Below are 14,291 nucleotides of genomic sequence, written 5' to 3'. Positions count from 1 at the left end.
ATTGCATTTTATTGTACAATATTAAGAAAGTAGGTTTACTACAGAATTCTAGTATTATAAAATGATAGAGGTGCGCTAATTTTTTTTGTTTTATTTATCCATAATTTGTATATTAAGATTACGCGTTTTAAACGTTGATTTTCGAGAGGAGTATTATTATTTATGAAGTATCGTGCAGTCGCGGCTGGTATTTTAGCCGCAAGTTTATTATCGTCTCCATTAAGTAGTTTCGCAGCAGAGAAAAAATTTACAGATGTTCCAGATTGGGCGCAAAGTTCAGTAGACTATTTAGTTAGTAAAAATGCGCTTGATGGAAAACCAGATGGAACATTTGCTCCATTTGAAGCGGTAGATAAAGGATCAGCTGCAAAGTTATTGGCGATCGTTCTTGGTTTACCAATTGATCCAAAAGCGAAACCATCTTTTAAAGATTCACAAAATCATTGGGCAGCACCATATATTGCTGCAGTAGAAAAAGCAGGTGTAGTTAGTGGGGATGGTACTGGGAATTTCAATCCATCAAGCCCAATTAACCGTGCATCTATGGCAGCTATGCTTGTACAAGCATATTCATTAGATAAGAAAATTATTGGAGAACTTCCAACACAATTTAAAGATTTGGAAAATCATTGGGGTAAGGAAAAAGCTAATATTTTAGTAGCTTTAGAGATTTCAAAGGGTACAGGAAATGGCTGGAATCCTGACGGTACTGTAAGTCGTGCCGAAGCAGCTCAGTTTATCGCAATGGCAGATAAAAATAAAACAAATACATCGAAAAGAATGTATATGAATAGAAACTTTATTACATATCATCAAGCATCATTATCATCTGGTATTACTGACGTTCAACATCAACCGCAAATGATTGAAGTGAAAGAGCAAAGAGCGGATGGATGGATGAAGATTGCAACAAGTAAAGGTGACAAGTGGACACCTTTAACAGAGAAAACAGATGTTATTAATGAAGAGTTTACTGCGTATGCAGAAGCTTCACATCAGTCTAAAGTGCTAGGTACATATGGTGCACAAAAAGTAACTGTTATTGAAGAGAATGGTAGCTGGATTCGTATCCGTGTGGGCGCTGGTTTCCAATGGGTTGATAAAAATCAATTAAACCCAGCGAAACAAGGTAACTTCTTAGAAGGAAAAGCGATTATTATTGATCCAGGTCATGGTGGAGTTGACTCGGGGAATCCTGGTTATTATGAGAAAGAAAGTCAAACCGTATTAGATGTATCATTACGATTACAGAAAATATTTGAGAAAAAGACACCATTTACTGTGTTATTAACTCGCACAGATGATACACGTCCAGGAACAGATTCAACAGATTCATTGAAAAAGCGAGTAGAGTTTGCTCAACAAAATAACGGTGATATCTTTGTAAGTATCCATGGTAACGGTTCGCAAGGAAAAGATGGACATGGTACAGAAACATTCTATTATGGCGCAGCAACAAGAGCGACGAATCCAAATGTAGACGAAAGTCGTTTATTAGCAGAGAAGATTCAAAAACGTCTTGTGAACGCGTTGGATACAACTGATCGTGGTGTGAAAAACGGTGATTTATACGTAATTAGAGAAAACACAATGCCAGCTGTATTAGCAGAACTAGCATTTGTAGATAATAAAGGTGATGCAGATAAAATAGCTACGCCAGAACAGCGACAACGTGCAGCGGAAGCGGTTTATCAAGGTATTCTAGATTACTACGAAGCAATGGGTAACAATGTATCTTCTTTCCGCTAAGAAATCAAAAGAGATTGCCAATAGGCAGTCTCTTTTATTTATGAAATGAATGATAAAGGTTTCTCTTTATTTCGAGCATATGATATCATTTAATTTTATCCCGCTATTTACGAGCAGTAAGATTCCCACCCAGAAATTAGACGAACACGAGGAAGCTAGGTGGGAGTCGGGCTGCCCGTAAAAGCCCGATTGGTGCGGGCTAATTATCAGTGGGGGATAAGGCTTCCCACTGATAAAAGTTTCACTTTACGTGAAAAAGCATTTGAGTAATTGTGATAATAACAATTTTAAACGATAAAGGATGATAATAGATTGAGTAATCATAGTAAAACACCTGCATGTATATATACGTATGCATTCCGTGAGGATGAGCGTTCTTTATGCTACTTGGAAATGCGCTCATTGTTTGGAATGGAGTCTCACGTTAACATTTTGAAAAGTGATGTCAAAATTGATCCGAGTAGAAGCCCGTTTATTAAAGAACGGATTGAAGTTATGTATGAAGGAGACGACTTGGAGAGCATTTTGAAACAAGTGGAACAAATCGACTTGGCAGGAGCAACGTTCAAAGTTATCTTTGTTAAAATTAATGACCTTGTTGGAGAGAATAAAATTGAATATGGAGAAAGACGTCTCATTGAGCGAGACCTTGGTATGCATATTGAGGGAGAAGCAGACGTTCGTAATCCAGAGCGTGTATTCGGAATTGTTCCCCTTGGAGGACGCTGGTACTTCGGACACTATGTAGAAAGTGATCCGGTTTGGTACCATCACATAAAAAAACCGCATAGTTATTCGACATCACTGAGCACACGTGTTGCTAGAGCTGTTGCAAATATCGCTGTACCAAATCCAGAGGGAGTACGAGCAATTGACCCGTGCTGCGGCATTGGAACGGTAGTAGTAGAAGCACTTTCTATGGGGATTAACATCGTCGGTAGAGATATAAATCCACTTGTGGTTCTTGGAACGAGAAAAAACATCGCACATTTCGGGTTTGAAGGAACAGTAACAAAAGGCCCAATTGAAGAAATTACTGAGAGCTACGACGTTGCAATTATCGACATGCCGTACGACCTATTTACGCACGCAACACCAGAAGATCAACTCTCAATTCTCTCAAGTGCGCGCCGTATCGCAAAAAAAGTAGTCGTTGTAACGATGGAAACAATGGACGACATGATTCATGAAGCCGGATTCGAAATCACAGATCGTGGCGTCGCAAAAAAAGGAACATTCTCGAGACAAATTCTTATTTGTGAATAGGAAAGGTCACCCGATCGTTATATTTAGGGCATAGATGTTAAACTCAATAAAATCAAAGGTAGGAACATATTTGATATGTACAAAATGTTCCTGCCTTTTTATTATGGGGTACCGCCACATATCCATCAACTATTCGGAATGGCTGCATAAGAATAGATTCCATTAGGAATCTATATACCTCTTTCAAATAGATGCAATCATTGCATCAGAACCATGGAGATGTGTGATAACCCACACTAATTAACAACCAGCATCATTTTGCGGGAAATGTCGAAAATATAAGAATTATGTAATTTTTTATTGATTCATGTAATTTTTAATGTTATACTCATAACAACAAAGAAAGAGTACACAAAAACCCTTAGCGATTAAATTTTCTGAATCTTTAGTCTTATTTGTTAGTTTACTCCATTAGATTCATAAGTTTGAGTATTGCTTTTCCACTCTTTCTTTGTTTTACCCTAAAAAAGAAAACAACCTGTTTTTATACAAGTTGTTTTCTTTTTTGTTTTAGGGGTCGCCTTACATGCTCCTCATCGCCAAAATGTTTGTTTAAATTTTTATACAATTTATTTCTCCATTGTATAAGTCAAGAAGAGATAAAAACATTTTTATGGCTAGTATTTAAGCGTTCAAAAAAAAACAAACATAACCAATGAATTACATTAATAAGCCAATTTCCTTAACGTACAGGAAATTGGCTTTATTGGTGGAGGGGATTCTTACCTAAAAGCTAATTATGAAAGTACAGCGTATTTCAGCTGATCTCTAATAATTAAGGATCAGTATTATTTTTTGTGAAAAAAATGTCGAATTTATGAGAATTTTGCATTTTTTTGTCTTGTTATACTTTATATTTAGTGCTAAACTCAAAATACAAAGAAAGAGTAGCTGAAAATATCCTCCTTCAAACAAAAAAGACTGAAAATTCAGTTTAATTTTTGTCTGATTCATATTTACGCTTACTACTCTTTCTTTGTTTTATTTTATATATTATAGCGAGCATTATAAATAGATAGCGAGGTGACTGAGATGTGATTATTTGGTAAAAGTAGAGTGTAAGCATTCTGTTATTCTTATGAAACCTTAATCAATTAATTGCATACTTATTACAAATATTTGTAAAGGAAATTGAGATCGTTGTTTCAACCTAGCAACGAAAAATGTAGTTTCATACAAATAAAGAAGTAAGCAACTACAAGTAATTATGAATCTAGTCATCAAGCTGAGGATTTAATTGAAGACTTGGAATAGCGAGATGTAACCATGAAGTTTACAAGTCATGTAGATTGTGATTAAGATTCTAAATGCATAAGCTGACCCAAATTGGTGAACGTTGCTATTCATTCTTTTACAAAGTATAAGACTATCTAATTACAAATCTGAGAAATGATTTCCAAGAGGTATATGGATAAACAAAATTGTTTGTGATTTTATATTTTTACTGAATGAATCAAGAATTAGGTAGAGATTTAGAACAAGCATTTAGGGATGATGTTTCGGTGTATGTAGAAGGAAGTATAAAATAAGAAGTTTATCTCAAAAGAGGTATTAATTTATGTTTGGTTTCTTTAATTACAAAATCAATTACAAAAGTTACAAAAACTATCTTTGGTATCCAAAAGGTCCTATATTACGGATGAGAGCATGAAAAAAATGCCTATAGGAGGGGGAAAAAGATTCTGGTAAATAAAGTTGTGAATCATTAAAAAGGTGCTATCAAATTTGGACATATTGATGTTATGAATCTGAAAACAATGGAAAATAATATGAATAGACTAATAGCATTGAAATGAAAACATTATTAATCAGAAATTTATGCTCAACATAAGATGGTAGATATGATATAAAATCCCAATATTTTATAGGGGTGATGAAAAAAACGTAACTTCGCCAGTTACAATAATATCAATAATTGTTAAACTTGTAAACATTAAACTTGGTGAATTTAATGTTACATTAGAAAAAATGAAGTTTAATAGAGAACAGAGGGATCGTTTATAGAAATCTGTTTTCAAGTTTTTAAGTGTATAACAATTAAAAGAGAAAAATGCCATCAACCTATTAAGTCATTGTCATTGCATATTCATATTAGGAGCCATCTAATTATAATTGATAGGAGAATGACATGATAAAGAGAGTAACCTCGATTTTTTCGATTTTAATGATTTTTATATTTACTATAGGTCAGAGTTTCACATCCATAATAGCAAGTGCACAAGAATTAAATAAAACAGGACTAGTTGATAGTTTTATATTCGATAAAACGGAACTAGGTGTCGGTGAACAGACGAAAATACGCGTTAATTTTAGTGAAAAACCTGGATTGAAAATAAAAACGGGAGACACATTAGCATTAACGTTGCCCCCGGAATTAAAAGGATTCAAAGGAACGATTCCATTGAATAATGAGCAAGGGCAAAATTTTGGTACTTGTCAAATAAATACAACTAATGTGGTATGTACATTTAGTGATGTAGCTGAGAAACTCCTAAATGTTAGAGGGGATTTCTATTTTCAAGTTGAAGCGACTCAGGATGTAGCGGCGGGAGAAAAGAAAACAATCAATACGGATCTAGGTACAAATTTAGAGGCTCAAAAAGTAACGATTACCGGTCCAAATAATAATGGGGGGAGTAGCCCTGGAACATTTCACTCTAAAGGGGGCAGTATTAAACCTGAAGATACCAATATAGTAAATTGGTGGTTAAATATAAATGGTGCAAAGCAAAATGTAGATACAGATATTGTTTTGACAGATACTTTGGGGCCGGGACAAACACTTAATCAAGATAGTTTCCGTATTGGAGGATTTGCCGCTCCAATGCCACCTCAAGAATTTGAAGCCCAAGGTTATGGAACGGTTACTTTTATCGGTGATAACGCGTTTAAAGTTGTGATTAATAAGGATAAGGCAAGTGGTATTACTTTTGCTTTCTCCTATACATCTACTATAACTGCAAGTGGAAAGAGTCAACCATATTTTGATAATCAATATAAGGTTGATTACAAGATTACGAATGAAAATCCTGTATCAACGTCGGGTAGTGCCAGTGTTAAAAATATAGATCAGGGCGGCGGTGCACAAGGCGATTTACCTCCTAAAGGAACGTTAAGAATCGTGAAGCACATTGCCGGAGATGAGACGAAATTTATACCGAATGTTTCATTTAACTTATATACAGGGTCAGGTCAGCAAATAGGCGGTACGTATATAACGGATGGACAAGGTATGGTGGAGGTCCCGGATTTAGACCCAGGTAATTACTATGTACAGGAGATTGCAGGTCCAAACTATTTGGATTTCGATCCTCAAGTAAAAGTGCCTTTTACAATTGATGCAAATGCTGAAAAAGGCGTAAAGCTTACTATTCCGAATAAAGTGAAAACGACATCTGTTTCAGGAACGAAAACTTGGAATGACAACAATGCAACAGATCGCCCAAGCTCAATCCAAGTAGAGTTACTGCAAAATGGAAATTCAATCAAAACACACGACGTAACAGCAGCGAATAACTGGAACTATACGTTTGCAGATCTACCTGCATATGATAATGATGGCAATGCTTATACGTATACAGTAAAAGAAAAACCAGTAGCAGGATACAAATCGGAAGTAAATGGATACAACATTACGAATACAAAAGATGCAAAAACATCTGTTTCAGGAACGAAAACTTGGAATGACAACAATGCAACAGATCGTCCAAGCTCGATTCAAGTAGACTTATTGCAAAATGGAAACGTAATCCAAACACAAGATGTAACAGCGGCAAACAGTTGGAATTATACATTTGCAGACTTAGCACAATATGATGCGAACGGTGTTGCTTACACGTATACAGTGAAAGAAAAACCGGTAGCGGGATACAAGTCGGAAGTAAATGGCTACAATATTACAAATACAAAAGTAGCGAAAATGACAGTAGAAGGAACGAAGACGTGGAAAGATGGAAATGCAACAGACCGTCCGGAAATGATCAAAGTAGACTTACTACAAAATGGTAATGTAATCGAGACACAGGACGTAACAGCGGCAAATGGTTGGAAATATACATTTACAAATTTAGAATCATATGATGCGAATGGTGTTGCCTATACGTATACAGTGAAGGAACAGCCGATAGCGGGATACAAATCGGAAGTAAACGGTTATGACATCACAAATACAAAAGTAGGCAAAACAACAGTAGAAGGAACAAAAACTTGGAAGGATAACGCATCACTGGATCGTCCAAGCTCAATCAAAGTAGATTTATTACAAAACGGAAACGTAATCCAAACACAAGACGTAACAGAGGCAACCGGTTGGAAATATACATTTGCAGATCTAGCACAATACGATGCAAATGGTGTTGCTTATACGTATACAGTAAAAGAGCAACCGGTAGCGGGATACAAATCGGAAGTGAATGGTTACAACATTACGAATACAAAAGATGCAAAAACATCTGTTTCAGGAACGAAAACTTGGAATGACAACAATGCAACAGATCGTCCAAGCTCAATCCAAGTGGACTTATTGCAAAATGGAAATGTAATCCAAACACAAGATGTAACAGCTGGGACCGGTTGGAATTATACATTTGCAGACTTAGCACAATATGATGCAAATGGTGTTGCCTATACGTACACAGTAAAAGAGCATCCAGTAGCAGGATATAAATCGGAAGTAAATGGCTACAATATTACAAATACAAAAGTGGCGAAATTGACAGTAGAAGGAACAAAGACATGGAAAGACGGAAATGCAACAGACCGTCCAGCAATGATCAAAGTAAACTTACTACAAAACGGTAACGTATTTAAAACACAAGACGTACTAGTAATAATGGGTTGGAAATATATATTTGCAGATTTAGAAGCATACGATGCGAATGGAGTAGCTTATCAGTATGAAGTGAAAGAACAATCAGTAGTGGGATATCAATCTAGCGTAAGCGGTTATGACATTACGAATACAAAAGTAGGCGAAACGAAAGTAGAAGGAACAAAGACTTGGAACGATAACAACGCAACAGATCGCCCAAGCTCAGTTAAAGTAGATTTACTACAAAACGGTAAAGTAATAGATACAAAAGAAGTGACAGCGGCAACAAACTGGAAGTATACTTTTGAAAAAATCCAAACATACGATACAAACGGAGTAGTTTACATCTATACAGTGAAAGAACAACCGGTAGATGGATATAAATCCGAAGTAAAAGGTTATGACATTACAAATACAAAAGTGGGCCAAACAACAGTAGAAGGAACAAAGACGTGGAAGGATAGAAACGCAACAAATCGTCCGGAAATGATCAAGGTTGATTTACTACAAAATGGCAAGGTGATCGCAACAAAAGAAGTGAGCGCAGCTGGTGAATGGAAATATGCGTTTACAGACTTAGCGGCATATGATGCCGAAGGTAATGCGTACAAGTATGAAGTAAAAGAACAACCAGTAGATGGATATAAATCTGAGGTTCATGGTTATGACATTACAAATACAAAAGTAGCACAAACAACAGTAGAAGGAACAAAAGCGTGGAAGGACGGAAATGCAATAGACCGTCCAGCGATGATCAAAGTAGACTTACTACAAAACGGAAACGTGATCAAAACACAAGACGTACTAGCAATGATGGGTTGGAAATATATATTCGCAGATTTAGAAGCATACGATGCGAATGGAGTAGCTTATCAGTATGAAGTGAAAGAACAACCAGTAGTGGGATATCAATCTAGCGTAAGCGGTTATGACATTACGAATACAAAAGTAGGCGAAACGAAAGTAGAAGGAACAAAGACTTGGAACGATAACAACGCAACAGATCGCCCAAGCTCAGTTAAAGTAGATTTACTACAAAACGGTAAAGTAGTAGACACAAAAGAAGTAACAGCGACAACGAACTGGAAGTATACATTTGAAAAACTTCAAGCATACGATGCAAACGGAGTAGCATACAAGTATGAAGTGAAAGAACAACCAGTAGCCGGATATGAATCCAAAGTAAACGGTACTGACATCACAAATACAAAAGTAGGCGAAACAAAAGTAGAAGGAACGAAAACATGGAACGACGATAACGCGAAAGATCGTCCGGAAATGATCAAAGTAGATCTTTTACAAAACGGTAAAGTAGTAGACACAAAAGAAGTAACAACGGCAACAGAATGGAAGTACACATTTGAAAAGCTACAAGCATACGATGAAAATGGAGTAGCGTACAAGTATGAAGTGAAAGAACAGCCAGTAGCAGGATATGAATCCAAAGTAAGTGGTACTGACATCACGAATACAAAAGTAGGCAAAACAACAGTAGAAGGAACGAAGACATGGAACGACGATAACGCGAAAGATCGTCCAGAAATGGTTAAAGTAGACCTTTTACAAAATGGTACAGTGATTGCGACGCAAGAAGTAAGCAAAGTAACAGACTGGAAATACGAATTCAAAGATTTAGCAGCATACGATACAAACGGAGTAGCTTACATCTATACAGTGAAAGAACAACCGGTAGATGGATATAAGTCTGAGGTTCATGGTTATGACATTACAAATACAAAAGTAGGCGAAACAAAAGTAGAAGGAACGAAAACATGGAACGACGATAACGCGAAAGATCGTCCGGAAATAATTAAAGTAGATCTTTTACAAAACGGTAAAGTAGTAGATACAAAAGAAGTAACAGCAGAAACAAACTGGAAGTATACGTTTGAAAAGCTACAAGCATACGATGAAAATGGAGTAGCGTACAAGTATGAAGTGAAAGAACAGCCAGTAGCAGGATATGAATCCAAAGTAAGTGGTACTGACATCACGAATACAAAAGTAGCGAAATTGACAGTAGAAGGAACAAAAACATGGAACGATAACAACGCAACAGATCGTCCAAGCACAATCAAAGTAGATTTACTACAAAACGGTCAAGTAATTGACACGAAAGAAGTAAGTAAAGCAACAAATTGGAAGTACACGTTTGAAAAACTACAAGCTTACGATGCAGAAGGTAAGGCATACAAGTATGAAGTAAAAGAACAACCGGTAGCTGGATATAAATCTGAAGTAAAAGGTTATGACATCACGAATACAAAAGTAGGCCAAACAAAGGTAGAAGGAACGAAGACATGGAAAGATGATAACGCAACGGATCGTCCAGAAATGATCAAAGTAGATCTACTACAAAATGGCAAAGTAATCGCAACACAAGAAGTAAGTAAAGTAAGTGATTGGAAATACGCGTTTACAGATTTAGCAGCATACGATGCAGATGGAAAAGCATACAAGTATGAAGTGAAAGAACAACCGGTGGCTGGATATCAATCTGAGGTTCAAGGTTATGACATCACGAATATAAAAGTCAAGGAAAGTCCAAAAGAACCAAGTGCAGATCCGAAAGATCCAAGTACAGATCCAAAAAAACCAAGCACAGATCCAAACACAAATACAGACAAAAATAGCGAGTCAAAAGTTCTACCTACTAAAGAAAATGCTGAGAAATCAGTATGGCTTCCTAAAACAGGTGGAACATCAATGGATATGATTTCATATATTGCTGGAATGTTGTTGGTGGCTTTAGGTGGATTCGTATTTGCTCGTCAACGAAAGAGATAACAAGACTGGTTATGTTGGTTTGAATTATAGTTTGATCAAACTCTTGCTGCAAATATTGATTTTATAAATAGAGGAAACCCACACATTTTGAAAAAAGTTTGATCAAAATGTGTGGGTTTTAATTTTAGATTCCTTAAGTTTTTATAAAAAAGATTAATCATCTTATTAAGATGATTAATCTTCGGTTTACTTCAAAATCAATTGTTTTTTTATGTTTACTTTCATTCAATACACCATCAGCTAGAAATTTAATACTTGCTCCTATACTTAAATCTAAAGGGGGAAATTTTATAAACTGTATAACTGTACTTCATGATTCTAGGATATATCTAAGAAGTTGAATAAGAGTTTTCTTTTTCGAGAGTAGATATAGGAAGATTTATATTAACTGTTGTTCCTTTACCTACTTCACTTTCAATCAATATCTTTCCTTGGTGCTTCTCAATAATTTTATAACAGATCATTAATCCTAAACCGATACCATTTTCTTTGATACTATAAAATGGTTCTCCTAGGTAAGGTATACGTTCCTGTTCAATTCCACATCCATAATCAGTAAATCGAATGTTTACTTGGTTTTGATCAGGCACATATTCGATTTGAATCAAGATATCCCCTCCCATTGAAGTTGCCTCAATTGCATTTTTTAAGATATTTATAAAAGCTTGCTTTAATTGATTACATTCACAAAGTATGAATGAAGTATCAGATGTAAACTCAGTTTTAATTTGTATGCAATTCATTGTCGCTTGAGGTTCAAGCAACATTACAATTTGCTTCATTAATACATTCAGGTCATTAGTTTTGATTTCTAATGCCTCGGGTTTTGCTAATGTCATAAATTCATTAGTAATACTATCTATACGTTCAATCTCTGATAACACTATATCTATATAGTGCTCAGTGTTCTTATTTTCCATTGATTTTAATAATTGCATGAATCCTTTCATTGCTGTTAAAGGATTTTTAATTTCATGAGCAATTGCAGTGGACAATTGACCTACTACAGCAAGTTTCTCCGATTTTCGTAATAATTCCTCTGTTTTTAGCCGTTCGGTGATGTCTCGAGAGATACTCAAGAAAACTTTTTTGCCATTCAAGTTAAACACACGAACAGAAAATTCAATTGTCAGGGTCTTTCCTTTAGGAAAAACAAATTCATCTTGTAATGTGAAAGCAGTTTGCCCTTCTCTAATTTTTTCTATGATTCTTTGGACCATTGGAGAATCTGGCGGAACGTTACTAGGAAATACCATCGAAAGAAGCTCTTCTCTACTATATCCAAATCTTTCACACGCAACAGGATTTACTTCGATAAAGCGAGTTGGAGATTGATCCTCATTCAGCTCCACTACATATACTGCATCAGTTGCTTGTTCGATGAGTGCACGGTATTTCATTTCATTGTCACTTAATTGCTGGTGTAATTGATGCAGTTCTCTTTCTGCTTGTTTCCTTTCAGAAATGTCTCTACAAATTCCTGATAAAGCAATTACATTACCCCTAAAATCTAGAATAGGTGAAATCGTCAGGCTTACATCAATAAGAGTTTTATCTTTTTTTTGTCTAACAGTTTCTAAACAGGTGATAATTGGGTCTTTCATATTGGTATTTTTAATGTGGTTTATATATTCAAAAGTTTGATCTATTAAAAATTCAGGTACGCAAGGTAATTTTTTTCCTATGGATTCTTTTTCTGACCAACCAAATATCCTCTCATAGGCTTTATTCGCTTGCAACATATGACCATCTAAATCAAATATAGTGATAGCATCTACGTTATGATCAATAAATGATTCTAATCGTTCCTTAGTTACCTTTAACTCATTTTCCGCATTTATTCTCTGCGTTATATCAACAGTAGAACCAACTACTTCAATCACTTTTCCCTCTCTTTTAACAGGCCTAAGAGAGAAAAGTATAATAGTCTCATCATTTGGCCATGGTAGTTCGAAAGTTACTTCCTCGCCATCCCATGCCTGTTGATAATATTTTAATAGTCGAGGAACTAAATGGAGTGAAACAATAGAAGAATCTATAGTAGGTAAACTTTTCCCCACCACTTGCTGAGAGTGAAACCCATGTTGATAAAATAATTGTCCATCACACAGAGTATGAATAAAATTCCCATTCACTTTTTTAAATTTGAAAATACCTCCTTGCAGTTGATGTACGGTATCCTTTAATTCTCGCTTTGATTCTAGTAATGTTTCATTCGTTTTAGCTAAATTTTGTGTTAAGCTATATAAATTTTGATAGGATTCTATAAGAAAAACACCAATCAAGAGTCCGCACGATATAAATAACGTACCTTGGATGTCAAGAAGTATAAGTGGTATAGAAGGAAAAAAGAATCCAAATACCAAATGGATTATAGCTATATAAACAGCTAGATAAAGAAAGATACTTTTAAAAGCATGGATATTTTTGAGATATGTTTGAAATATGGTATATATAGTAGCTATTCCTAAGGCAGCTATCAAGGCAGGTACCCAATCACCGTCAAGGTAAAAGATACGCATAAATAAAATAAACATTAATGTAATCCAGCCGGCTCTACGACCAAAATAAATAAACGACATTATAAGAGGAACCGCTCGAAGGTCATAAAACAATCCCATGTGCTTAAAATTAAAAATCATCAAAATAGCAGCTATGATACCTGCAAATATGCCTCCAAATAACTTGATTGATTTGGAATCCATTTTTCTTATAAATACTTGGATAAAAATAGCTGAACTAACTAAGAAAGCAAAAATAGATAGATTAATGAAGAATCCTGTGAAAAGCATGTCACATTCCCCCTTATTAAATGTATTAGAAAAAAGTACGAGAATTCTACAAATTATACGGTGATTAGACTTTTTATTCGGAAATGGGAGATGAGCAGTGATGAAAATTTAGCTCCTTTTTATCTCTTTTCAACAGAAGCTCCTTTCCTCGGAAATTTGAATATATGAAACACTAATTTCAGGTGGGAAATGAATGTTGGTAGGCGTATATAATGAAGGCATCATGCAAGAAAGCGAGGTACATCCCATGTTGGTAAATAAAGTATAGAAGTTTCGTATCTATCTAAATAAGCGATAAGAAATATTAATTGCTAAAACCATTGGGTGCAGTCGTCTCTTAACCGTAGGAACTACGGGAATAGCTTAATGGATTAGAAACCGATAGTTTTCTGTACTTAGGAATCTCCCACTTCAAACAGCCTATTAGGCCGTTAGGTGGTGAGTAATTCAAAATATTTTCTTCATTAATATAAAAATAACAAATTTGCTATTTTTATATTAATGAAGAAAACAACTTGGATAGGAACAAATTGTTTTCTTCTGAAGGGTACAACAAAGAAAGAGTAGAGAAGCAATACACAAACATGCCAATCAAACGGAGTGGAGGAAAAACGACAAAGACAGAAAAATCAGAAAATTAATTCGGTAAAGGTTTCTCTTTAATCTCTTTCTTTGTGAGTATAAGTTTAACATTAACAACAAGATAAAACAACAAGAAAATACAAGATTCCGATAAATTCGACATTTCCCTAGCTGCTAATTAAATCTGTTTATTTTCATATAGATTATTGGGTTTTGGTACGAATATATGAAGAAGAACATGGATGGTAGTAGCTTCTTGTATTTTTTGCTATGAGGGGGCTCACCACACATCCATCAACTTAAGG

Annotated in this window: 4 protein-coding genes; 3 read left to right on the top strand and 1 reads right to left on the bottom strand. The window is 35.3% G+C overall.

Annotated elements, in window-relative coordinates:
• Nucleotides 1–162: 162 nt before the first annotated feature.
• The 3 genes from VK90_RS13560 to VK90_RS13550 all read left to right on the top strand — a co-directional run bounded on the left by VK90_RS13560 (nt 163) and on the right by VK90_RS13550 (nt 10,612).
• Nucleotides 163–1,749 (top strand): N-acetylmuramoyl-L-alanine amidase, encoded by a 1,587-nt coding sequence (locus tag VK90_RS13560; RefSeq protein ID WP_048373478.1) that lies wholly within the window; start codon nt 163–165, stop codon nt 1,747–1,749.
• Nucleotides 1,750–2,061: 312 nt separating this feature from the next.
• The gene (locus VK90_RS13555) at nt 2,062–3,015 is read left to right on the top strand and encodes a TRM11 family SAM-dependent methyltransferase (protein WP_048373476.1); all 954 of its coding nucleotides are present in this window, start codon (nt 2,062–2,064) and stop codon (nt 3,013–3,015) included.
• A 2,128-nt stretch (nt 3,016–5,143) separates the two neighbouring features.
• Entirely contained in the window at nt 5,144–10,612 is a 5,469-nt protein-coding gene (locus tag VK90_RS13550; protein WP_048373474.1) for a Cna B-type domain-containing protein, read from the top strand.
• 329 nt (nt 10,613–10,941) lie between these two features.
• Here the strand turns inward: VK90_RS13550 and VK90_RS13545 are convergent, their stop codons facing one another.
• Entirely contained in the window at nt 10,942–13,404 is a 2,463-nt protein-coding gene (locus VK90_RS13545; protein WP_048373472.1) for a PAS domain S-box protein, read from the bottom strand.
• Between the last annotated feature and the right edge of the window lie 887 nt (nt 13,405–14,291).

The sequence above is a fragment of the Bacillus sp. LK2 genome (assembly GCF_001043575.1).
GTDB classification, from domain to species: Bacteria; Bacillota; Bacilli; order Bacillales; family Bacillaceae_G; genus Bacillus_A; species Bacillus_A paramycoides.
The sequence above is the reverse complement of the archived record's forward strand: the minus strand, read 5'-3'. Positions and strand labels throughout refer to the sequence as shown.

Excerpts from the sequence above, each read along its gene's own strand:
- VK90_RS13560 (WP_048373478.1), top strand. The coding sequence starts at position 163 with ATGAAGTATCGTGCAGTCGCGGCTGGTATTTTAGCCGCAAGTTTATTA.
- VK90_RS13550 (WP_048373474.1), top strand. The coding sequence starts at position 5,144 with ATGATAAAGAGAGTAACCTCGATTTTTTCGATTTTAATGATTTTTATA.
- VK90_RS13545 (WP_048373472.1), bottom strand. The coding sequence starts at position 13,404 with ATGCTTTTCACAGGATTCTTCATTAATCTATCTATTTTTGCTTTCTTA.